At 72.0% G+C, this 22,757-nt stretch carries 21 protein-coding genes; 8 read left to right on the top strand and 13 right to left on the bottom strand.

Annotated features, from left to right (window positions below):
* Positions 1-105: 105 nt before the first annotated feature.
* From OG787_RS29445 to OG787_RS29420, 6 genes are all read right to left on the bottom strand, one after another.
* A complete protein-coding gene (locus tag OG787_RS29445) occupies positions 106-1,395 on the bottom strand; it encodes a hypothetical protein (protein ID WP_405540623.1) in 1,290 nt (429 codons plus the stop codon).
* 44 nt (positions 1,396-1,439) lie between these two features.
* On the bottom strand, positions 1,440-2,618 hold the full coding sequence (locus OG787_RS29440; protein ID WP_405537089.1) for a hypothetical protein: 1,179 nt from the start codon (positions 2,616-2,618) through the stop codon (positions 1,440-1,442).
* On the bottom strand, positions 2,615-3,466 hold the full coding sequence (locus tag OG787_RS29435) for a hypothetical protein (protein WP_405537088.1): 852 nt from the start codon (positions 3,464-3,466) through the stop codon (positions 2,615-2,617). The genes OG787_RS29440 and OG787_RS29435 overlap by 4 nt, the downstream gene beginning before the upstream one ends.
* Before the next feature lie 30 nt (positions 3,467-3,496).
* A complete protein-coding gene (locus tag OG787_RS29430; RefSeq protein WP_405537086.1) occupies positions 3,497-4,231 on the bottom strand; it encodes an LPXTG cell wall anchor domain-containing protein in 735 nt (244 codons plus the stop codon).
* A gap of 169 nt (positions 4,232-4,400) precedes the next feature.
* Positions 4,401-4,886 (bottom strand): ATP-binding protein, encoded by a 486-nt coding sequence (locus OG787_RS29425; RefSeq protein WP_369034595.1) that lies wholly within the window; start codon positions 4,884-4,886, stop codon positions 4,401-4,403.
* Between the two features lie 191 nt (positions 4,887-5,077).
* Positions 5,078-5,464, bottom strand: coding sequence for an STAS domain-containing protein (locus OG787_RS29420; protein WP_369034594.1), 387 nt, complete (start codon positions 5,462-5,464; stop codon positions 5,078-5,080).
* Between the two features lie 269 nt (positions 5,465-5,733).
* On the opposite strand from OG787_RS29420, the gene OG787_RS29415 reads away from it, so the two are divergent.
* The 3 genes from OG787_RS29415 to OG787_RS29405 all read left to right on the top strand — a co-directional run bounded on the left by OG787_RS29415 (position 5,734) and on the right by OG787_RS29405 (position 9,376).
* Positions 5,734-6,660: an RNA polymerase sigma factor SigF gene (locus OG787_RS29415; protein ID WP_235480091.1), complete on the top strand. Its 927-nt coding sequence runs from the start codon at positions 5,734-5,736 to the stop codon at positions 6,658-6,660.
* A gap of 146 nt (positions 6,661-6,806) precedes the next feature.
* A complete protein-coding gene (locus tag OG787_RS29410) occupies positions 6,807-8,378 on the top strand; it encodes a ricin-type beta-trefoil lectin domain protein (RefSeq protein WP_405537084.1) in 1,572 nt (523 codons plus the stop codon).
* Positions 8,379-8,494: 116 nt separating this feature from the next.
* Positions 8,495-9,376 carry a hypothetical protein gene (locus OG787_RS29405; RefSeq protein ID WP_369034592.1) on the top strand — a complete coding sequence of 294 codons (882 nt, stop codon included), beginning with the start codon at positions 8,495-8,497 and terminating at the stop codon, positions 9,374-9,376.
* Between the two features lie 13 nt (positions 9,377-9,389).
* On the opposite strand, the gene hutI is transcribed toward OG787_RS29405, so the two are convergent.
* The 4 genes from hutI to hutU form a co-directional block, all read right to left on the bottom strand.
* Positions 9,390-10,646, bottom strand: a complete 1,257-nt coding sequence (gene hutI, locus OG787_RS29400; protein ID WP_405537081.1) for an imidazolonepropionase — start codon at positions 10,644-10,646, stop codon at positions 9,390-9,392.
* Between the two features lie 59 nt (positions 10,647-10,705).
* Entirely contained in the window at positions 10,706-12,052 is a 1,347-nt protein-coding gene (locus OG787_RS29395) for a formimidoylglutamate deiminase (protein ID WP_405537080.1), read from the bottom strand.
* A complete protein-coding gene (locus OG787_RS29390) occupies positions 12,049-13,251 on the bottom strand; it encodes an allantoate amidohydrolase (protein ID WP_405540621.1) in 1,203 nt (400 codons plus the stop codon). Before OG787_RS29390 ends, OG787_RS29395 begins: the two co-directional genes overlap by 4 nt.
* A 140-nt stretch (positions 13,252-13,391) precedes the next feature.
* Positions 13,392-15,056 carry a urocanate hydratase gene (gene hutU, locus OG787_RS29385; RefSeq protein WP_369034589.1) on the bottom strand — a complete coding sequence of 555 codons (1,665 nt, stop codon included), beginning with the start codon at positions 15,054-15,056 and terminating at the stop codon, positions 13,392-13,394.
* A gap of 138 nt (positions 15,057-15,194) precedes the next feature.
* On the opposite strand from hutU, the gene OG787_RS29380 reads away from it, so the two are divergent.
* From OG787_RS29380 to OG787_RS29360, 5 genes are all read left to right on the top strand, one after another.
* Entirely contained in the window at positions 15,195-16,607 is a 1,413-nt protein-coding gene (locus OG787_RS29380; RefSeq protein ID WP_405537078.1) for a diaminopimelate decarboxylase, read from the top strand.
* A 242-nt stretch (positions 16,608-16,849) separates the two neighbouring features.
* On the top strand, positions 16,850-17,275 hold the full coding sequence (locus OG787_RS29375) for a hypothetical protein (RefSeq protein WP_369034587.1): 426 nt from the start codon (positions 16,850-16,852) through the stop codon (positions 17,273-17,275).
* A complete protein-coding gene (locus OG787_RS29370) occupies positions 17,272-18,138 on the top strand; it encodes a transcriptional regulator (protein WP_405537076.1) in 867 nt (288 codons plus the stop codon). The genes OG787_RS29375 and OG787_RS29370 overlap by 4 nt, the downstream gene beginning before the upstream one ends.
* Positions 18,139-18,172: 34 nt before the next feature.
* A complete protein-coding gene (locus OG787_RS29365) occupies positions 18,173-18,682 on the top strand; it encodes a roadblock/LC7 domain-containing protein (RefSeq protein ID WP_369034585.1) in 510 nt (169 codons plus the stop codon).
* A 26-nt stretch (positions 18,683-18,708) separates the two neighbouring features.
* Positions 18,709-19,083, top strand: a complete 375-nt coding sequence (locus OG787_RS29360) for a hypothetical protein (protein WP_235478158.1) — start codon at positions 18,709-18,711, stop codon at positions 19,081-19,083.
* Between the two features lie 6 nt (positions 19,084-19,089).
* Here OG787_RS29360 and OG787_RS29355 read toward each other — a convergent pair whose 3' ends face one another.
* The 3 genes from OG787_RS29355 to OG787_RS29345 all read right to left on the bottom strand — a co-directional run bounded on the left by OG787_RS29355 (position 19,090) and on the right by OG787_RS29345 (position 22,749).
* Positions 19,090-19,683 carry a hypothetical protein gene (locus OG787_RS29355; RefSeq protein ID WP_405537074.1) on the bottom strand — a complete coding sequence of 198 codons (594 nt, stop codon included), beginning with the start codon at positions 19,681-19,683 and terminating at the stop codon, positions 19,090-19,092.
* A 94-nt stretch (positions 19,684-19,777) separates the two neighbouring features.
* Positions 19,778-20,644 (bottom strand): MurR/RpiR family transcriptional regulator, encoded by an 867-nt coding sequence (locus OG787_RS29350; RefSeq protein ID WP_369034631.1) that lies wholly within the window; start codon positions 20,642-20,644, stop codon positions 19,778-19,780.
* Between the two features lie 539 nt (positions 20,645-21,183).
* Positions 21,184-22,749: an aromatic amino acid ammonia-lyase gene (locus tag OG787_RS29345; protein WP_369034583.1), complete on the bottom strand. Its 1,566-nt coding sequence runs from the start codon at positions 22,747-22,749 to the stop codon at positions 21,184-21,186.
* Between the last annotated feature and the right edge of the window lie 8 nt (positions 22,750-22,757).

Genomic DNA, 22,757 nt, shown 5'->3' with positions numbered 1-22,757 from the left:
TCGGGCCCTGCCCGTCCCGCCCTCAGCCGGTGAGCGGCGGCTGCCCAGAGTGCCGGACCCCGCCCGGTGATGTGCTCCGGAGCGGGGTCCTGACGTTTCCGCCGGTCAGCGCAGGCGTCGGCGACCCGGCATGAACGTGAACACCGCCACGCCCAGCAGTACCGCCGTACCGGCCACCAGGCCGAGCGCCTTCAGGGCGCCGTTGTTCTCGGCGCCCGTGTTCGCGAGGCCGCCGCTGGTCGACGTACCGCCGGAGCCGGACGTCGTGCCGCCCGACGTCGAGGAACCGCCGGACGCTCCGCTGGCCTGTTCCTCCGTGTCCAGGGTCAGGGAGACCATCGTCGTGGTCGGGGTGCAGGTGGTCGTCGTGCCGAGGGCGTTCACCGTCAACACGCCTGGTGCCAGGGTCGATTCACCGGTCGCGCCCGGCTTGTAGGTGCCCGTCATGTCGGAGATCGTCATCGCGTCGCCGGTCTTGATCGGCTCCGTGTTGGCCGGGCCCTCGACATGGACCGTGCCCGTGTCGGACCCGCCCAGGACGACCTCCATGGACGGCTTCACCGAGTCCGCCGGGAGGTCCGCCGGACTGTCCATCACCGAGCCCTTGAACTGGACCGTGATGTCGTAACTCCCGCCGTTCTTCTTGGCGTTGATCTGAATGGGGGAGGTCACTTCCTTGTCGCCGATGGGCGTCACGCACTTGTACGGGACCTGTACGAGCTTCCCGGTGAAGTCCGTCTGACCGCCGTCCGTCGGGCTCGGCGACTCGCTCTCCTCGTCCGTCGGGGTCGAACTCGGGCTCGGGGACGCGGAGTCGGTCGGCGTGGGTGAGGACGACGGTGACGTCGATGTCGTCGGGGTCGGGCTCGGTGAGGGTGAACTGCCGCCCCCCGCCGTCACTTTGATCGTCACCGACGGCTGGACCGTCTCCGTCGGCGCGCACTTCGTGTCCGTCCCGAAGGCGTTGATCGTGTAGGCGTCCGGGGTCAGTGTCACGTCTCCGGCCGTCGTCAGTTTCACCTTGCCCTTCATGTCGGACAGGACCATCGCCGCGCCCTTGGGGATCGCCGGGTTCTCGCGCGGCCCGACCATCGCGATGTCGGCGGTCTGCGCACCGCCCGCCTTCAACACCCCGCTCGGCTGCACCGAGTTGGCGGGCAGGTCGATCAGGTCGGGGTTCTTGGAGGCGGCCTGGGTGAACTTCCAGACCACGTCCACCTCGTCGCCCACCTTGGCCGTCGCGGGCGCGGTGATCTCCACCTTGGTCGTGCCGTTGACGGGGTCCAGTCCTGAGGCCGCCGGCGGCACGCACTTGGTCGCGTACGACACCTCGGCCGCCTGGGCGGGCCCCGCCGCGGCCATGCCCAGCAGGACACCGCCCGCTCCGCCGAGCAGCAACAGGGCCCCTGCCGCACTCGCGCTCCGTCTCCGTTGCGTTCTCACGTGTTCCCCTTCGAGTTCGTCGTGTTCATCGCGTTCGTCGTCGGAGTGCCCGGGTCCAGGTCGCCGAGGTTCAGGTGCGTATCCGTGTCCGCGTCCGTGTCCGCCTCCGTGTCCGTGCGTGGGTCCGGGACCGCGCCGGGGTCCGCGTCCGGGGTGAACCACGGCAGGGTCGAAGAGGCGCCCGCGGGTGGGGAGTTGCCATCCCGCTCGCCCACCTTCGGCATCCTCAGGGTCAGTTCGGGCAGCCGAAGCCTTCGTGGCCCCCGGTCACGCCGTACCGCATGCTGTCCGCCCGGCCCGCGTGGCCGTACCCGGTCCACCACCGCCATACCGACGCGGAACAGCGCCGCCGGTACGACGACTCCGGCCAGGACCCAGAACAGGGTCACGCCCCAGGGCCGGCCCACGCCCCAGGGCTGTTCGGCGAGGACCTTGCCGTCGTACTTCAGCGAGACCGAGTAGTCGCCGTGCGCCCCGCTCGCCAGGGAGACCGGCAGCTCGACGCGTGCCTTCCCGCCCGGCTGGATCGTGCCCTGCCACTGCTGCTCGTCCCACTGCGGGGCGAACACCCCGTGGGAGGTGCCGACTTGGAAGACCGGGTCCTTGACGGCCGCCGTACCGAGGTTGCCGACGGTGAGGACGAGGGTGCGGGTGGGCGGCGCCCCGAACCAGGTCAGCAGCCCGCTCGAACCGTCGAGCCGGGGGTCCGTGAGGACCGAGAGACGTCCGGTGCCGTCCGATTCGGGCAGTGGCTCGACCGGGTGGCCCGCCACCTGGAACACCGCGTCGGCCGCCGTGTCGGACGACCCGGTCACCGTCGCCACATGCACCACGCACGGGCACGGCACCGGCGGTTCGACCACCGGCAGGCTCTGGCTGAAGGCGCCCTGCGTGTCCGTGGTGACGGCTCTTCCGTCCGCGTTGGCACAGGAGTTGGTGCCGCCGATCACTCCCCGGGACGGGCTGGACCGGCCGCAGATCAGCATCATCAGCAGCGCCTTCCGCGGCCAGCCGGTCCCGGTCACGATGATCGAACTCCCGGTCCCCGCCTGCGACTTGGAAACCTTGACGGTCGGCCCGTCGGCTGCGGTGGCGGTCGTGGGCAGCAGCGAGACAGGGAAGAGGAAGGCGAGCGCGAGCGCCGCCGTGACCAGTGCGGGAATCCGCCGCTTCACTTCATCGCCCCCGTCAGCTGTTCGGCCAACTCCTCATGTCCGCACGGCTGTTCGTGGCCCCTACGGCGCCCCAGCCGTCGTACGGCCATCAGGGCGCCGCCCGCCACCAGCGCCCCCGCGCCTCCCGCCACCCCGCCCCACGGCACGAACCGTGCCGACGTGCCCGCCTCGGCGCGTACCGTCCCGTCGGCCGCCGTGACCGTCAGGCGTACGTCGACCGCGTCGAACTCGGGCCGCCCGGGCCAGGGTTCGGTCAGGGCGACGCGCTCGCCCGGGGGCAGGCGTACGGGGAGGGTGCGTGCGGGCCGGTCGAGGAGGGGGCCGAGGACACCGTCCGCGCGGACGGTGAGCGTCGGGGTCAGGTCGGTGGTGCCGCGGTTGACCAGCTCGTACGCGATGCGGTCGCCGCGTACCCGCACGTGCTCGACGGTCAGCGCGGGCAACCGGGGTCCGCCGACCCGGAGTTGCACGCGTACCGTCTCGGTCCGGCCCGAGGCGCGGGCGGTGATCGTGGCGGTGCGGTCGCCAGGAGGCGTGCCGTCGGGGATGCGCACCGTGAAGGGCACGTCGGCGCGGGTGCGGGCGGGGACGTCGACCTCGGGGGCGGCGAGGGTGACCCAACTGCCGCCGGACAGCCGGACATCGAGGACGCGGTCCGTCGGGTTGCGGACGGAGAGCGTGTCCTGGAGGACCGTCCCGGGGGTGCCCTCGGCGTAGAAGTAGGGCCGGTCGGTGCCCAGGGGCGCGGCGGACCAGCCGTCCCGCTCCTCGTCGGCCGCCGCTGTGGACGACGTGGCCCACAGCAGCGGGACGACGAGGCAGAAGGAGAGACAGAGGACGGCACGCATCGGCGGCTCCCGTGGTCGACTGGCCGTGCCTCAGCGGCGTACTGCCCGCTCGTCCCGTGCGGTCTGGTTCCTGCGCGTCAGCCACAACGCGCCCGCCGCGCCCATGAGCAGGACCGTGCCGCCGAGGGTGCCCAGCGCGATCATCGAGTCCTCGGGGCCGGTCTGCGGGAGTTCGGCGCCGCCGTCCGAACCGCCGCTGCTGCTCGTACCGCCGGTGCTGCCGCCGTCCGAGACGCCCATGACGTCGAGCGTCAGGGACGGGCCCGGGTTGTTGGTGGGCGTGCACGTGGTGGTCGTACCGAGGGCCTTGATGGTGAGGACGCCGGCCGTGAAGGTGACCTTGCCGTTCTTCGACGGCTTGTACGTGCCGCTCAAGTCACTGATCTTTATCGGGGTGTTGGCGGGTACCGCCTCGGCGTTCGCGGGGCCGCTGACGTTCAGCGTGCCGCTGTCCGCGCCGCCCAGCTTGATCGTGGCGCTCGGGTTCATCGCGCCCTTGCCCAGTTCCACCGGGCTGGACGAGACGCCCTTCTGCCAGGACATCGTGACCTTGTAGCCGCCGTCGCTCTCCACCGCCTTGATGTCGATGGGCGAGAGGGCGCTCTTGTCGCCGATCGGCGTCTTGCACTGGTAGTTGACGTCCACGACCTCGGCGCGGGCGGCGGGGGCGGCCAGCAGCACCGCCGATCCGGCCAGGGCCGCGACGGACGCGAGCGCGGCGCTTCGTTTCGGGTGCGTGCTGCGGCATGTCCGGTGGTACGACATCGTCGTCCCCCATTCCTGGCGGTCCTGTCAGCATTTCTGACGGCACATCAGATCTCGGATCGGCCGTCAAGGTACGCCGGGGGACTGAGAGAAGGAAGACACAACGCACACCGGATCGGCGGAAAATCGACCGGATCCCGGCGGTGCTTTGCCGCCACATCGGCGGGAACTACGCCGGAGCGCCCAGCTCCGCCCACACCTTCTTGCCCGCGACACCGGGGGTCCGTACGACTCCCCAGTCCAGGCACAGCCGCTGCACGATGAACATGCCGTGGCCGCCCGGGCGGCCGGCTCTGTGCGGGGTGCGCGGGGCGGGCTGACCCGTGCCCCGGTCGGCGACCTCGACGCGGATCACCTTGTTGTCGCAGGTGATCCACATCTCGTCCGGACCCTCGGCGTGCAGGCAGGCGTTGGTGACGAGTTCGGAGACGACGAGCAGGACGTCCTCGGCGGCGGCGCGCCGGTCGGCGGTCGCGGCGGGCAGCCAGCCCCACGCGTACAGCGCCTGCCGGGCGAAGTCCCGGGCGAGCGGAACGACACCGCTCTCGCCGCCGAAACTCAGGCTGCGGGTCTGCCGACCCCCGGAAGCGCCGCTGGACTCGGGGGACTCCGGGGATTCCGGAGAGCCCGGCGAGTCGGGCCGGGTGGTGCTCATCAGCGCTTCACCTCACCGATTCACCAGTTCACGTACACGGTCGTCATTGCACACTGTTCATTACGCGCGCCCTTGTGCGCATATTCAGGATGTCTCCTGCCCGGCGGAACCGACAGAACACCCCCCGAAGGCGGCACACTCGACAGCCCGCCCGGCCGACCCGGAAGACTCGGCCAGAAGGACCGGGAGAGCTAGGAGGACTTGGGCGGTTCGTCGGCCAGGGCGTCGGCGAGCGATTCGTGCACGGTGAACACCGCGTCCGCGCCCGTGATCTCGAACACCCGTGCGACCACCGGCTGCATTCCGGCCAGGTGCACCCCGCCGCCGGCGGCCTCCGCCTTCAGACGGGCACCGAGCAGCACATTGAGGCCGGTGGAGTCACAGAACTCCAGCCGCGCGCAGTCGACGACCAGCCGCGCGAGACCCTTCGCGAGGCAGTCCTCAAGTGGTTCACGCAACAGGTCGGCGGTGTGGTGATCCAGCTCACCCGCCGGAGTCACGACGGCGCTGGAACCCTCCCGCCGCACCTCGACCAGTAGCCGGCCAGACTGTGCGCTGCCGACCGTCCCGCGGTCCATGCCGTCTCTCTCCCGAGGTCGTGGCTGTTCGCCGGCGCCCACTCGCGCCCGCTGACGTCCTCGAACACTACGCCTTCCTCACACTCTCCGACACCTGAACTAACGCCCATATCCGGACATATGGGAATGGAACGCACTTGCGGCAGGCTCGGGAAACCGGGTAGGGCTAGATACACGTACCCGACACGGCCGGCATTGGAGGCGCCGCACACCGCACGTGCACACGCACCGGCTTCGGCAGCCTCATGCCGAGAACCATGGAGGACACCATGTCACCCCGGCTCGACGCATCGCATACCCAGAGGGCGACGTCGACACCCCCTCCGGAACACACGGACTCCCACCAGCTGCACCAGGACCCGCTCATTCCGGGCCCACGCGTTCCGGACGCCCTGGACGGGCTCCCCGAGATCCCGCCGTACGACGAGGTGGGTGCGGTAGACGCGCGGGCCCTGTCCAAGACCCTCTTCGCGCGGCTGGAGTCCCTGGAAGAGGGGACGCACGACTACGCGTACGTCCGCAACACCCTCGTCGAGCTCAACCTCGCCCTGGTCAAGTTCGCCGCCTCCCGCTTCCGTTCGCGCAGCGAACCGATGGAGGACATCATCCAGGTCGGCACCATCGGCCTGATCAAGGCGATCGACCGCTTCGAGCTGAGCCGCGGGGTCGAGTTCCCGACCTTCGCGATGCCGACGATCGTCGGCGAGATCAAGCGCTTCTTCCGCGACACGTCGTGGTCGGTGCGCGTACCGCGCAGGCTCCAGGAACTCCGGCTCGACCTGGCCCGGGCCGGCGACGAACTGGCCCAGCAGCTCGACCGCGCCCCCACCGTGGGCGAGCTGGCCGACCGCCTCGACCTCTCCAAGGACGAGGTGGTGGAGGGCATGGCGGCATCGAATGCCTACACCGCCAGCTCACTCGACGCCCAGCCCGAGGAGGACGACTCCGAGGGCGCCCTCGCCGATCGCATCGGTTACGAGGACCACGGCATCGAAGGCATCGAGTACGTCGAGTCGTTGAAGCCGCTGATCGCCGAACTCCCGCCCCGGGACCGGCAGATCCTCTCGCTGCGGTTCGTCGCCAACATGACCCAGTCGGAGATCGGCGAGGAACTGGGCATCTCGCAGATGCATGTGTCGCGGCTGCTGTCGCGGACGCTGCACCGGCTGCGGAAGGGTCTGACGATCGAAGGCTGACGTCCTCATTGCGGTCTTTGCGGGAGGGGTTTCTGGTTACCCACAGAAACCCCTCCCTTCTTTTCCCAAAGGCCTCATGCGTCACGGACACCGCCTTCAGACTGGCTGGTACGTCAGGACGGACGGGGGTCCGAGGAGGCGGACGGATGTCTGAGCACATCGAAGACAGCGGGCTGTACGCGAGCGTGTCCGACGCCCGCCTCACCGAGCTGCTGCGCACCAACTCCCCCACCGCGTACTCGGCGTTGCAGGAACTCCGTACCCGCCACCGCGCGTCCGTGCTCGCCTACGCCCGGCTGTGCACGACGAGCGACTCCACGGCGGGGCAGTTGGCGGCCCAGGCGTTCACGACGGCGGCCCGGGACACGGCACGCGGTACCGAACCGAACGTACCGTGGCGCCATCAACTCCTTTTGCTGACCGCAGATTTGGCGGCCGGCTGGGCGACGGACGAACGTGCGGCGGGCCTGGACCCGAGCCTGCTCCTCGTCCTGAACACGCTCAACACGGCGGGCGGAGAGCTCCTGTTCGCACCCCCGCCCATGCTGGGCCCGTTCCAGTCGCTGTCGGCCCGCACCCAGGGCCTGATCTGGTACGGCACCGTGGAGCGCGAGTCCGAGGGCCGGACCGCCGATCTCCTCGGCCTGACGCACGAGGACGTCGAGCATGAGACGGACTCGGCGCTCCAGGCCCTGGCCCAGGCCTGTCTGCGGTCCCGGCTGGCCGCCTCCGACGACCCGCGCTGCCAGGACTTCCGCCGGCTGATCGAGGAGTCGGTCCGCCCGGTCAACCCCCGCCACAGCACGGACCTGAACTCCCACATGGTCATCTGCTCGCACTGCTCGGTCGCCTACGAGGAACTCGCCGCCCTGCGCGACAGCCCGCGCACGGCGCTGGGCGAGGGCCTGCTGCCGTGGTGCGGAACGGCATACGCACGGGACGCACCGACGGTCACCCTTGCCAACGCCCCTGCCTCGGGCGGGGCTTGGGCCCAGCCACCGGCCCCGCCGGCGCCGCCGTCCCGTCGGCGCTTCGCGCTGGCCTCGGCGGTCCTCGGCGTGACGCTGATCCCGCTGCTGATCGTGCTGCTGTCGTCGGGCGACGGCTCGTCGAGCCCGCAGGGCGCGTCGAACACGTTCCCGGTCACCGCCGTGCCGAGCAGCCCCGAGGCGACGGCGCCCTCCTCACCGACGGCCGCCGAGTCCCCGTCCCCGTCGCCGACTTCACGGCCGCCGACCTCTTCCGCCCCGGCGCCGAAGCCGACGCCCACTCCCAAGCCCACGCCTACACCCACGCCGGTGTTCCGGGCGCCCGGAGCCTCGTACGCCCAGGTGGTGAACGTCGCTTCAGGCCGCTGTCTGGACATCCGGGGCGGTGTGCTGGAGAAGGGCACGGACGTTCTCACGGCACCCTGCTCCGCGTCGTCCGAGACCCAACGCTGGCGTGTGGACGCCGACTTGGGGGTCCTGCAATCGGCCGCCGACACCGACCTGTGCCTGGACAGCCGGGGGGATGTGGACCGGGGCGTCGGGATCTGGGAGTGCGCGTCGGTGGACGGCGACAACGGGGACAATCTGCGCTTCACCGTGGACGACGACGGGGTGATCCGCCCGGCGATCGCCTTCGCGACAGGGCTGGTTCCGGCGGCCGACGGCGGCGTGAAGTTCGTGGCGCTGACGGGCGGGACGGGGCAGCGGTGGCGGGCGGGCAGCGCCTGATTTCACTCCGCGACACGAGGCGGGAGTGAACAGCCGCCGGGGCAGAGCTGGCAACCCCGGCCGTGACCGGCGGCGACCCGAGGGTGAATCCCGTTCCCCACAAAGGGAGTTCACCCATGCGCAAGCACATCGCACGTCTCCTCGCGGTGCTGGCCGCACTGGCCGCGTTGATCGCCGCCCCCGGTCTGCCGGCCGCGTTCGCCGCCCCCGCCGGGACGACGGCACAGGTGCGGGCCGCCGCCGACGTCTGGAACCCGCCCGCGAACCTCGTACAGCCGCTGAACGAGGTGTGGAACCACGTCTCGTCGACCTACCCGGACCTCTACGGCTTCCGCAACTACGGCTGGGACCAGGTCATGGCCAACCGGGGAAGCGTCAACTACTGCGTCCGCTGGGAGTCGGACGCGCCCGTGAGCACCGCCCTGCGCGACCGGATCCACGCGGCGCTGAAGAAGCAGTTCGGCAAGTGGACGGCGGCCATGCTCGACAACGGCACGGGCCACAACGCCTGGCCGTACACCAACGTGCCGGTCAACATCGTCGGCTGGGCCGTGAAGAACCGCTCGACCCTCCAGTGGACCGACAGCTCGGTCGACATCTACGCCGGGAACCTCGACGGCGGCGGCTCCCCGCAGTGCTCCCCGGACTGCGGCCGCTTCTTCCACCAGGACGGCAACTACTCACGCTGCCCGGGCGGCGCGGCCCGCCACTACGACCAGTCGCTGTGGCTGACGAAGGGCTTCCAGGGCGGCGCGGGCGGCGACTGGGGCCAGCGGGTCGGCCAGGAGTACTTCACCGGCGCGCTGGACCAGGAGAACATCCACATCTATCTGCACGAGGTCGGCCACACGTTCGGGCTCGACGACTTCTACGACTGGACCCCGACCGGCCAGTGCTGCTTCCTGATGAAGGCGGGCAGCGCGGCGCAGATCACGGAGTTCGACAAGTGGATGTTCCGTGACTTCTGGCGCCATCTGAAGAGCCGGTACGGCCTCTGAGCCGAGGCCGGAGTCAGACGATCCGTACGCCTCGTCGCCACACGCCGCTGACCAGCGGGACCCCCGGCCGGTAGGCCAGGTGGACGTGGCTCGGGGCGTCCAGGAGGGTCAGGTCGGCGTACGCCCCGGGCGTGAGGCGGCCGATGTCGTCGCGGCGGAGGGCCCGCGCGCCCCCCGCCGTGGCGGACCAGACCGCCTCGTCCGGGGTCATGCCCATGTCCCGTACCGCGAGGGCGATGCAGAAGGGCACGGAGGAGGTGAAGGAGGAGCCCGGGTTGCAGTCCGTGGAGAGCGCGACCGTGACGCCCGCGTCGAGGAGCCGGCGGGCGTCCGGCCACTGGGCGCGGGTCGAGAACTCGGCGCCGGGCAGGAGCGTCGCGACCGTACGGCTGTTCGCGAGGGCGTCCACGTCGGCGTCGGTGAGGTGGGTGCAGTGGTCGGCGCTGGCGGCGTCGAGTTCGACGGCGAGCCGCACGCCGGGGCCGTACGAGAGCTGGTTGGCGTGGACGCGCGGGTGCAGGCCCTTCGCCTTGCCCGCCGTGAGGATCGCGCGGGCCTGGTCGCCGTCGAAGGCGCCCTTCTCGCAGAAGACGTCGACCCAACGGGCGTACGGGGCACAGGCGTCGAGCATCTCGCCGGTGACCAGGGCGACATAGGCGGCCGGGTCGTCGGCGTAGTCCGGGGACACGATGTGGGCGCCGAGGTAGGTGACCTCGTCGGTGTGGGCGGCGGCGATGCGCAGGGCGCGGGCCTCGTCCTCGACGGTCAGGCCGTACCCGGACTTGGTCTCGAAGGTCGTGGTGCCCTGCCGGAGCGCCTCGCGGAGGTAGCGGGTGAGGTTGGCCTCCAGTTCCGCGTCCGTGGCGGCGCGGGTGGCGGCGACGGTCGTACGGATTCCGCCCGCCGTGTAGCTCCGCCCGGACATCCGGGCGTTGAACTCCTGGGTGCGGTCGCCCGCGAAGACGAGGTGGGAGTGGGAGTCGACGAAGCCCGGGAGGACGGCCCTGCCACCGGCGTCGACCCGATTGTCAGTGGTGGGTGCTTTGCTGTTCTCACCGGTCCAGACGACGCGGTCGCCTTCGATGACGACGGCCGCGTCCTGGATCAGTCCCAGAGGAGAACCGTCGCCGAGAGAGGGGTCGTTGGTGACCAGGCTGCCGATGTTCGTGATGACGGTCGTCGTGCCGGTGGTGGTGTCGGTCGTGCTGCCGATAGCGCTGTTCGTCCGGTTCGGGCTGCTCGGACTGCTCGGCGTGCTGGGGCTGTTCATGGCGTCCTCATGGGTGGCGGGGCGGAGGGCCGGGATGCGAACCGGGGTGCGTACGGGGGTCAGGCGCGCAGGGCTTCGACGGCTGCCGCGAGCGCCTGCGGCACCTCTGGTACGAGGGTGTGGGCCCCGTCGCGCACGACGTGCCGGCCGCCCACGACCGTATGGCGCACATCCGCTGCCGACGCTGCGAATACAGCCGTCTCCGCGCCCAGCCGAGGCACCGGTCCCGCAGTTCTGACCGAGTCGAGCGCGATCGTCGTGAAGTCGGCGAGCGCACCGGCTTCCAGGGTGCCCGCGTCCTGCCAGCCGAGGGCCGCGTGACCGTCGGCGGAGGCGGCCCGGAGCAGGGCTGCCGCCGTCCAGTGGCCCCGGGTGCGGGTGCGCAGGCGCTCGTTCAGCTCCATGGCGCGGGCCTCTTCGAGCAGGTCGATGACGGCGTGGCTGTCGGAGCCGAGGGAGAGCGGTGAGCCCGCGCGCTGGAGGGCGACGGCGGGGCCGATGCCGTCGGCGAGGTCGCGTTCGGTCGTGGGGCACATGCAGGTGCCGGTGCCGCTGTGGCCGAGGAGCGCGATGTCCTCGTCGGTGAGGTGGGTGCTGTGGACGCCGGTGGCGCGAGGGCCGAGGACCCCGTGGTCGGCGAGGAGCCGGGTGGGCGTGCATCCGTGGGCGGCGAGGCAGGCGTCGTTCTCGGCCGTCTGCTCGGAGAGGTGGACGTGAAGGGGCGCCCGGCGTTCCTCGGCCCAGCGGGCCACGGTCGCCAACTGCCCGGCGGGCACGGCCCGTACGGAGTGGATGGCGGCACCGATCCGCGCGTGATCCCGTTCCTTGAGAACTGAACAGCGTTCCGCCCAGGCGTCGGCGGTGCCGTCGGAGAAACGGAGCTGGTGGCGGTTGGGGACCTGCCCGAAGCCGGAGGAGAGATAGGCGGTGTCGAGAAGGGTGATGCGGACACCGGCGTCGGCGGCCGCTTCCACCAGAGCCTCGCCCATCGCGTTCGGGTCGGCGTACGGGGTGCCGCCCGGGGCGTGGTGGACGTAGTGGAACTCACCGACGGCGGTGATGCCGGCGAGGGCCATCTCGGCGTACACGGCACGCGCGAGGGCGTGGTAGGCGTCCGGGGTCAGCTTGTCGGCGAAGGAGTACATGACCTCGCGCCAGGTCCAGAAGGTGCCGGAGCCGACCTGGACGGTGCCACGCAGGGCACGGTGAAAGGCGTGGCTGTGGGCGTTGGCGAGGCCGGGGAGGGTGAGCCCGCGCAGGATCTCGGTGCCGGGTGGCGGGCCGTCGACTCCCGTACGGACAGCCGCGATCCGACCGTCCTCGACGTCCAGGGCGACGCCCGGCTCGACGTTGGTGTCGAGCCAGGCGTGCTCCAGCCAGTACGTCCGTGCTTGGGGGTGGGTCACGTGCAGGCCAGCCCTTCCAGTACGTCGGCGAGTGCGGTCACCCCGGCCACGCAGTCGTCCTCGGCGGCGTACTCCGCCGGGGAGTGCGAGACGCCCGTGGGGTTGCGCACGAACAGCATGGCGGTCGGGATGCTCCCGGAGAGAATCCCGGCGTCGTGTCCGGCACCGGTGCCGAGGACGGGGACGGTGAGGGCTGTGTCCTTGCCGAGGATGCGGCCGAGTTCGTCGCGCAGGGCGTGGTCGAACTCGACGACGGGGGTGAACGACTCCCGGACGACGTCGAGATCGACGCCGTGCGCCTCGGCGTACTCGCGGGCCGCCTGCTCGACACCGGAGACGACGGTGTCGAGGGCCTTCTGGTCGGCGGCGCGGGAGTCGAGCCAGCCGCGTACGAGGGAGGGGATGGCGTTGACGCCGTTGGGCTCGACGGAGATCTTCCCGAAGGTGGCGACGGCACCGGCGAGTTCGGCCTCGCGGCGGGCGGCGAGGACGGTCTCGGCGTACGACAGCATGGGATCGCGCCGGTCGACGAGCCGTGTCGTACCGGCGTGATTGGCCTCGCCACGGAAGTCGAACCGCCAGCGCCCGTGCGGCCAGATGGCACTGGCGATGCCGACCCGGTCGCCGCTCAGATCGAGCGCCCGCCCCTGCTCGACGTGCAGCTCGACGAAGGCGCCGATACGGGCGAGGCGCTCGGGGTCGGGCCCGATGGTGTCGGGGTCGTACCCGGCGGCCTCCATGGCACGCGGCAGCGTGATCCCATCGCCATCGGTCAACAGCCGAGCCTGCTCGACGGTGACGGCCCCGGCGGTGAGCCGCGACCCGACACAGGCGAGCCCGAACCGGGCACCTTCCTCGTCCCCGAAGTTGACGATGGCGAGGGGCTTGCTGAACTGCGCCCCGCGCGCCCGAAGCTCGTCGAGAGCAGCGAAGGAGGACACGACACCCAGGGGCCCGTCGAAGGCCCCGCCATCGGGCACGGAGTCAAGATGCGACCCGGTGACAACGGCATCCCCCTCAGCGGGATCCCCGAGCCAGGCCCACTGATTCCCGTTCCGATCGACCTCGTACGACAGCCCCCGAGACTCGGCCTGCCCCTTGAACCAGGCCCGACACTCGAGATCGATCCCGGTCCAGGCGTAACGCCGATAGCCGCGCGAGTCGGGGTGCCGACCGAGGGGGGCGAGGTCACGCCACATGGCGTGGAAGGAGGAGCCACTCGTCTGTGGGCAGGCGTTCCGCAGGGCGGAACGGGTGGGCACAGACGCACCACCCGCAGTCGGCGACGACCCGCCCGCCCCCACCGAAGAGTCGCCGTCCCGCCCGGCAGAGCCCTCGCTCACGCGTCGTCCCCCTCGCGCATCGGCACCCGCACACCCCGCTCGTCAGCGACCGTCTCCGCGATGTCGTACCCGGCATCCACATGCCGGATGACGCCCATCCCGGGGTCGTTCGTCAGCACCCGGCGGATCTTCTCCCCCGCCAGCTTCGTGCCGTCCGCCACGGACACCTGCCCGGCGTGGATGGAGCGGCCCATGCCGACCCCGCCCCCGTGGTGGATGGAGACCCACGACGCGCCCGAGGCGACGTTCACCATCGCGTTCAGCAGCGGCCAGTCGGCGATCGCGTCGGAACCGTCGAGCATCGCCTCGGTCTCCCGGTAGGGAGACGCGACGGACCCGCAGTCCAGATGGTCGCGGCCGATCGCGAGCGGCGCCGCCAGCTCACCGCTCGCCACCATGTCGTTGAAGCGCTCGCCGGCCTTGTCCCGCTCGCCGTAGCCGAGCCAGCAGATCCGGGCCGGGAGACCCTGGAAGTGGACCCGCTCGCCGGCCATCTTGATCCAGCGGTGCAGGGACTCGTTCTCGGGGAACAGCTCCAGCATCGCCTTGTCCGTCTTCGCGATGTCGGACGCCTCGCCCGACAGGGCCGCCCAGCGGAAGGGGCCCTTGCCCTCGCAGAAGAGGGGGCGGATGTACGCCGGTACGAAGCCGGGGAACGCGAACGCCCGCTCGTATCCGGCGAGTTGGGCCTCGCCCCGGATCGAGTTGCCGTAGTCGAAGACCTCGGCACCGGCGTCCATGAAGCCGACCATCGCCTCGACGTGCCGGGCCATCGACTCGCGGGCCCGGGTCGTGAAGCCGGCCGGGTCCTTCGCCGCGGCGGACGCCATGTCGTCGAAGTCGACGCCGACGGGGAGGTAGGCCAGCGGGTCGTGGGCCGAGGTCTGGTCGGTCACGATGTCGATGGGGGCGCTCTCGGCGAGCATGCGCGGGAGCAGCTCGGCCGCGTTGCCCAGCAGGCCGATGGAGAGCGGGCGGCGGGCGTCACGGGCCTCGACCGCGAGCTGGAGGGCGTGCTCCAGGGAGTCGGCCTTCACGTCGAGGTACCGGTGTTCGATGCGGCGCTCGATGGCACGCGGGTCGACGTCGATACAGATCGCGACACCGTCGTTCATCGTCACGGCGAGCGGCTGGGCGCCGCCCATCCCGCCGAGGCCGGCGGTGAGGGTGATCGTCCCGGCGAGGGTGCCGCCGAACTTCTTCGCGGCGACGGCGGCGAAGGTCTCGTAGGTGCCCTGGAGGATGCCCTGGGTGCCGATGTAGATCCACGAACCGGCGGTCATCTGCCCGTACATGGTCAGGCCGAGGGCCTCCAGGCGGCGGAACTCCTCCCAGTTGGCCCAGTCGCCGACCAGGTTGGAGTTGGCGATCAGGACGCGCGGGGCCCACTCGTGGGTCTGCATGACACCGACCGGGCGGCCCGACTGGACGAGCATCGTCTCGTCCTGCTTCAGCGTCCGCAGGGTGCGGACCATGGCGTCGAAGGAGCGCCAGTCACGGGCGGCCTTGCCGGTGCCGCCGTAGACGACGAGCTTGTCGGGGTGCTCGGCGACCTCGGGGTCCAGGTTGTTCTGGAGCATCCGGAGGGCGGCCTCCTGCTGCCATCCCAGGGCACTCAGTTCCGTACCGCGCGGGGCTCGTACGGGGCGGGGTCCTGACATGGTCTGCCTCCCAGCGGACTGTTGGCGAACTACTCGGCGAACTGTTGCAGTGGATATTCACATCCTGACTTCCTGAATAGAACTAGTCAATACGTTCCGGCGTCCGCATGTGTGCGGCACGGATGTTTCGCTTGACGCATGGACACGGACATCGACACCACGGGGGACACTGTGGACCACAACGGGGCCGGTCGGACCAACCGCCGGGACGAGGCCGTACGCGCCGCCGTGGAGCAGGGACTGCTCCGTGCCGACGCACCCATCGTCGGGCTCCTCGACGTCACCGGCATCCGTGAGTCCGCCACCGAGCTGCGCGCCGCCTTCGACGCGGTCGTGGCGCCCGGCACGCCCGTGCTGCACGCCTTCGCGGTGAAGGCGACCCCGCTGGTACCCGTACTGCGGCTGCTGCGCGAGGAGGGGATCGGGGCCGAGGTGGCGAGCCCGGGGGAGCTGGCGCTGGCGCGGGCGGCCGGGGTGGCGCCGTCCCGGACGGTGCTGGACTCGCCCGCGAAGACGCCCGCCGAGCTGCGCGACGCGCTGGCCCTGGGCATCGCCGTGAACGCCGACAACCCGCAGGAGCTGGACCGTCTCGACGCGCTGATGCGGTCCGCGACCAGCCGGTCCCCGATCGGGATACGGGTGAACCCACAGATCGGCGGCGGGTCGATCGGGGCCACGTCCACCGCCACCGCGACCTCGAAGTTCGGGGTCGCGTTGCAGGACGAGGGGGCGCGCGAGTGGATCGTGGGGGCGTACGCCGAGCGCCCGTGGCTGACCAGGCTGCACGCGCACACGGGGTCGCAGGGCATCCCGCTCGCGCTGATGGTGCGGGGCGTGGTGGAGGCGTACGCGCTGGCCGAGGAGATCAACCGGCGGGTCGGGCGGCGGCAGATCGACACGATCGACATCGGCGGCGGGCTGCCGGTCAACTTCGCGTCGGACGCGACGAGCCCGACGTACGCGCGGTACGCCCGGCTGCTGAGCGAGGAGGTGCCGGGGCTGTTCGGCGGGCGGTACGGGCTGGTGACCGAATTCGGCCGGTCGCTGCTGGCCAAGCACGGCACGATCGTGGCGCGGGTCGAGTACGCGAAGAGCGCCGGCGGGCGGCCGGTCGCGGTCACGCACGCGGGCGTGCAGGTCGCGACGCGGACGGTGTACGCGCCGGGGTCGTGGCCGCTGAGGATCGCCGCGTACGACGGGAAGGGGCGGCCGAAGGCGGGACCGGAGGTCGTGCAGGACGTGGCCGGGCCTGCCTGTTTCTCGGGGGACCTGCTCGCCGAGGGACGTGCGCTGCCGCTGCTCGAACAGGGCGACTACGCGGCGGCACTGGACACCGGCGCGTACTACTTCGCGCACCACTACGCGTACAACTCCCTCGCCCGGCCCGGGATCTACGGCTTCGTGCCGAGCGGCAGCGGGGACGGGGGCGCCGCCTTCGCGGTCGTACGGGAGCCGCAGACCGTCGCCGAGATCGTGGCCGAATCCGGTGGGGCGCACGCCTCCGCGCTCACCACCCTCCCCGCAACCACCTCCCCCCACGCACGCCCTTGACGGACTTCGGGGAACATGCAGGTCAACTGCCGTTAAAACAGGGCCAGTCGACCCACCTTAGTCATCCGCCGCATGTTCCACCGGAAAATGCCAGATCTCTCACTCCTCATGCACACGTTGCGTAGCGTCTGCGTCACTCAGCCGAACACCAGGTTGGCCGAACGTCAGGTCGGCGAACTCCGGGCTGGGCGATCGAACACCGGCCGGACAGACGCGAGCGGGACAGGCAGGAGGGGCCAAGGGTGCCCGGAATCGACGAGTGCTTGCTGGAAGCCATGCGGCTGCCCGGTGCCAGGGGCGCCGCGCTGGTCGACTGGACCAGCGGGCTGGCACTGGGCACCGTCGGGGACTCCCCGGGCGGTGATCCGGAGACGATGGCGGCCGAGGCGGCGGAGCTGGCCCGGCTGGCCGCCGAGCACCGCGCGTTCGCTCCCGAGGGCGACGGCGGGGAGTCCGAAGAGGGCGGGGCGGCCGTCGGCTGGGGGCAGGACCCGCCGGTCGAGGATCTGATCATCAGCAACCGGGACAGCTATCACGTCCTGCGGTTCGTGACGACGAGCTTCGACAGCAGTGTGTTCCTGCACCTGTGGCTGGCCCGCGCGGAGGGCAATCTCGCGCTGGCCCGCATCCGGCTCGGCGAGATGGCCGGACGGCTGGTGCTGGGATGACGGCGGTGCACGCGAATCTGACGACCCCGCCGCCGCGCCTGCCGGTGCGGGACAAGGCGGCGGCCCGGCAGCGCGCGTGGGGCGGGGTCTCCCCGATCCTCGGCCGGCTCGCCACCGAGCGGGCCACCGGCGCCCTGGTGCGGGAGCGCGGCTCGCTCTATCTCGCCGACGGCCAGGTCGTGCACGCCGAGAGCCCGGCCGTGCCGGGGCTCGACGTGCTGCTCACCGCGCGCGGCACGCTGGACGCGGACGGCTGGCGGGACGCCGTGGGGGCGGCCGGGGAGCGGAACCGGGTAGGGCGGTTCCTGGTCGAGAGCGGCCGGATCGGCGCGGGCGCCCTGGAGGTGTGCCACCTGGGGGCGTTGTACGACGCGGCGTACTTCGCCCTCGCGCCCAGCGGCACGCCGGGGCACTTCCGGTACGGGGACACGCACTGGCTCGGCCCGGTGCGCCCGGTGCCGGTGGCGGCGCTGGAGCACGAGACCCTGCGCCGCCGCGCCCTGCTCCACCGCATCTGGCCCGACGCGGCCCCCGACAGCGCCCCGCTGCTCCGCTCGGGCAGCCCGGGCGCGCCGACCATCAGCGCCCGCCAGTCCGCCGTACTGGACCTGGTGGACGGTGTCCGCACGGCGGCGGACATCGCCCTGGCGCTGGCCCGCCCGACCTTCCACACCCTGGTGGACGTACGGCGGCTCGCGGCGGCCGGGGTCATAGTCCCGGCGGCCGTCCCGGCCCTTCCGCCTCCCCTGCCGCCGTCCACGTCGTCCGCTCCACCGGCGCCCCCAGGATCGCTGCCGCCTTCCTTCACCGACCCCAACATCACGCTGCTGAAGAGGCTCAGGGATGCGCTGGAGGCCCTTTGAGCGGCAGCGCCCGCGTGCCGAGAGGAGACAACTCATGGCAGCCGAGGCCGAAGTCATGGACGAACTACGCCGGTTGCGGGCCCGTGTGCCGCAGCTCACCGGCGCGCTCGCGGCCAGCGTCGACGGTCTCGTCCTCGTCCACGACACCCCGGGTGTCGAACCGGAGACGGTCGCGGCGCTCACCGCCACCGCGCTCAGCGTCGCCGTGCGGATGGCGGACGCGACCGGCCAGGGCGACTTCCGCGAGCTGCTGGTGCGCGGGGTGTACGGCTACGTGGCGACGTACGCGGCGGGCCGCAGCGCCGTCCTGACGCTGCTCGCCCAGGACCGCGTCAACGTCGGCCGGCTGCACCTGGAGGGCCGCCGGGCGGGCGCCCGCATCGGGGAGCTGGTGGACGCGGCGGCCGAACAGACGCCGAGACCGGCCCTGCCACCCGCACCCACGCCGGCCTCCGCCCCCGCACCGATGCCCACCCGAACCAGAACCCCACGCGCGCCACGCACACCGTCAACCACGCCCAACGCGCGCACCACGGAAAGTTGAACCGGAAGCAGGAGAGGAACACCGTCATGGCCAACACCGAGACCGCGCTGAAAGAGGCGCTGACCTCCATCGAGGGCGCCACCGGAGTCGCCCTCGTCGACTACACCAGCGGCATGGCCCTGGGCACGATGGGCGGCAGCAAGACGTTCGACCTGAACGTCGCCGCCGCCGGCAACACCGATGTCGTACGCGCCAAGATGCGCACGATGGAGCATCTCGGGCTGAAGGGCGAGATCGAGGACATCCTGATCACGCTCTCCAGCCAGTACCACCTGATCCGGATGATGAAGGGGCGCGGCGGCAACGGCCTCTTCCTCTACCTGGTGCTCGACATCAACCGTTCCAACCTGGCGATGGCCCGCCACCAGCTGAAACGGATCGAGGCGGACATCGAGATCTGAGGCCCGCTAGACCAGGACGTCGCCGCGGCGGCGCGCCCCGCCCGGGGTCGCGTCGCCCGCGGCGATCCCGGTGGAGCGGTAGGCCTTGACCGGCTTGCCGGCCGGGGTGCCCGCGCGCGGGCCGAGCCAGTCCACCCGGACCCACAGCAGTACGTCGTCGGCGCGCTCGCGCCGGCCCAGCCAGGCGGCCTTCAGCCACAGCCCCGTACCGGCCCCGGCGAGCAGCATCCCGCCCGCGGCCGGCACCGCGAAGGAGCTGCCCAGCGCGGCGGCGAAGGCGAGCAGCAGCCACCAGCGGTGGCCCCGGCGCCAGTTGCGCACGGTCACCGCGCGGTCCTGGAGCACATCGTGCCGCCCCGCCCGGGCGGTACCGGCGGCGAGCGCGGTGTAGCGGCGGCGCCGCAGACACGCCACGGCACCGGCCGTGACGATGAACAGCACGGCCCCCGCCATGACGCCGATCCGGCGGCCGGTGATCCCCGGCAGCACCACGCCGACGCCCGCAGCGAACACTCCGAGCCACCACATGGGCGCCGCCCCGGCCCGTACCACCACGGCCACCCGAGCCAGACCTTGCCTCCCGCGAACTCCGCGTGCCACGTCCGCCTCCCGGTTCGTTCTCCCGGCACAGTCCTGTCGGAGCGGGAGAGTAACGAGCGAACGTGAGACGAGTCTGAGAGCCACCGGGAGACTGCTACTCGACGAACAGGCTCCGGGTCGCGGCCCGCGCGTCGAACTCCTCCAGGCGGGCCTGGGCGTCCGGCAGGTCGTCGCACATGGCCTCCAGCAGGACCCGGCCGAGGAGCATCGGCGCGCAGGCGGTGTCGAAGGCGAGGCCGGTGCCGACGGCGGCGGGCAGCAGCAGGTCGGAGACCTTCGCGACCGGCGCGAACGCGGAGTCGGCGACGGTGACGACGGTCAGGCCGGCCGCCTTGGCGTAGGCGAGGGTGTCGACGACCTCGCGCGGATGCCGGGGCAGCGCGAAGCACAGCAGGGTGGTGGCGCCCGCCCGTACGGCGGCGTCGATCCGGTCGTGGATCATCGTGCCGCCCTCGTGGAGCAGCCGTACGTCCGGGTGGACCTTGGCGGCGAAGTAGGCGAAGCCGTACGCCTGGGAGGCGGCGGCGCGCAGCCCGAGGACGGGCAGCGGGCGGGACGCGGCGAGGAGCCGCCCGGCCCGGTGCACGGGACGCGGGTCGGCGAGCACCTCGGCCAGGTGCCTCAGGTTCTCGATCTCGGCCTCGACGGCCTGCTGGTACTCGTTGTACGAGCCCGGCTCGGCGCTCTGCTCGGCGGGCGCGACCTCGCGCAGATGCTTGCGCAGCGCGGGATAACCGTCGAACCCGAGGGCGACGGCGAACCGCGTGACGGACGGCTGGCTGACCCCGGCCAGCTCGGCCAGCTCGACACTGGACAGAAAGGGCACGTCGGCGGCCCGCCGCACCATGCTGTGCGCGATCCGCCGCTGGGTCGGCGTGAGCCGATGCCCCTCGAAGAGCGCCTGAAGCCGCCCGGCGGGACTGTCGGGCGGGGTCCCGCCGGTGCCCGCGTCCCCACCCAGACCGGAGCCACTGCCGGGGCCACCGGTGGCGGCCCCACCCGTGCCCACGCCCCCATCCAGGCCGGGGCCACTGTCGGAGGCACCGGTGACAGGCCCACCCGCACCCGCGTCCCCATCTCCTGCGGCCAAGCGCTTAGAAGGCGCCTGCTCTGTCCCGCCAGTGCCCGCGCCGCCCCCCAGGCCAGGGCCGCTGTCGGCGGCGCCGGTTGCGGCCCCGCCCGCACCCACTTCCCCGCCGACGCCCGCGTCCCCGCGACCTTCCACGCCCCCCTCGGCACCCGCACCCGTGCCCGCGTCCCCGTCCACGCCCGCCTCCATGCCCATGCCTACGCCCGCGTCCCCATCCCCGCTCACGCCTGTGCCCCCGCCGACACCCACGCCCGCATCCCCACCCGCGCCCGAGCCCGTCTCCACACCCACGCCCCGCTCCGAACCTGCGTCCGCGCGCACGCCCGAGCCCGCCCCGGCACCCCGATCGGTACCGGCACCAGTACGCGCCCCCGCTCCCGCGCCCCCGCACTCCTCCGCACCCGGCGTGCTCATTCCCCGCTCCCCCTCCAGATCTCCGTGAACCGGTCCAGCAGTGCCGACGCCACCGTCACGTCGTGTGTGAGCGGGCGGTCGGTCGAGTCGGCGTCGAGGACCGACTCGGCCAGCTCCATTGCCCGGCCGACCGGCAGGTCCGGGTCCGGGCGCAGGTCGCGCTGGCGCAGTGCCCGAACCGCGGCGACCAGTTCGCAGCCGACGACGAGACGGTACGCGTCGCAGGCGCGCAGTGTCTGGCGGGCGGCGAGCGAGGCGAAGCTGGCCTGTTCCTCGACGCCCCGGGAGAGTACAGCGTGCCCGAGCGAGGCGGGCGCGGAGAAGGCCCGCAGGTCACCGAGGGCCGCGCCGGCGGCGTACTCCAGGATCATCACGCCGGAGGCGGCGGGCTCGTGGTCGGCGAGGAAGGGGCGCAGGCGGGTGAAGGCGGGCTCGTTGAGGGTGGAAAGGCGAGAGGTGGACAGGCGTGCCACCTGAGTGACCGCCAGCCTGAAGTGGTCCAGGGCCAGGGCGAGTTGGGCCTGGTAGAAACCGCCGTGGTGGTAGGCGGTGAGGTCCTCGGGGGAGATGAGCGGGTTCTCGGCGGCGGCGTTGATCTCGATCGCGAGCACCCCCTCCAGCGCGTCCGCCGCGTCGTGCGCGGGGCCGTGGATCTGCGGCAGACACCGGAAGCCGTACGGGTCCTGGATCCGGCCGAGGGGAGGTGTGGGCCGGTCCGCCGAGCCGATCAACGCCCGCATCCGGCGCGCGACCTCGACCGATCCCCGGTGCGGACGGGCGGCGTGCACGGGGGCGGCGTACGCCTCGTGCGAGCCGTCGACGGCGAGGAGGGAGAGCGCGGCTACTACCTGCGTGGCGGCGATCAGGCCGCGCAGTTCGTGCAGGGCTAGCGCGGACTGGCCGAGGGTGAGGGCGTTGCTGCTGATCAGGGCGAGGGCGTCGTTGTTGTCGAGGGCCTGCGGCTCGGGGACGCCGGTGACGCTCCAGCCACGGACCGCCGATCCGCCCGCCACCGTCGCGGGCGCGATCCACTCGTGCTCCCCCGCCAGCGCCAGCCCCATCTGTGCCAGCGCCGCGATGTCGCCCGTACCGACCGACCCGAACTCGTTGACCACGGGATACGCGCCGCTCTCCAGCGCCTCGCACAGGGCCGTGACCACCCCGGGGCGCAGGCCGGCGCCGCCCGCGAGGAGCTGGTTGGCGCGGACGGCGAGCATCGCCCTCACCTGCCGGGCCGGGAGTTCCGCGCCGATGGCGCCCGCGTGGCTGCGCAGCAGACGCAGACCGTGGTCGGCGGCGGCCTCGGTCGGGACGTCCTCGTTGCGGTTGGCGCCGACGCCGGTGGAGCGGCCGTACACGCGGCCGGTCGCGGCGATCTGACGGGCGACGCCCCAGACCTCCTCGACGCGCTTCATCGCGTCGGTGCCGGGGACGGGCCGCGCGGCCCCGTCGGCGAGGCGTACGACGTCCTCGACGCCGAGACCGACGCCGTCCAGCACGACGATGCCGGTGGACATCGGAGGCGGCACCGGAAGCGATGCATCCACGATCCGAGACGACATAACGTGCG

This window comes from Streptomyces sp. NBC_00075 (assembly GCF_045041225.1).
GTDB classification, from domain to species: domain Bacteria; phylum Actinomycetota; class Actinomycetes; order Streptomycetales; family Streptomycetaceae; genus Streptomyces; species Streptomyces adonidis.
The sequence above is the reverse complement of the archived record's forward strand: the minus strand, read 5'-3'. Positions and strand labels throughout refer to the sequence as shown.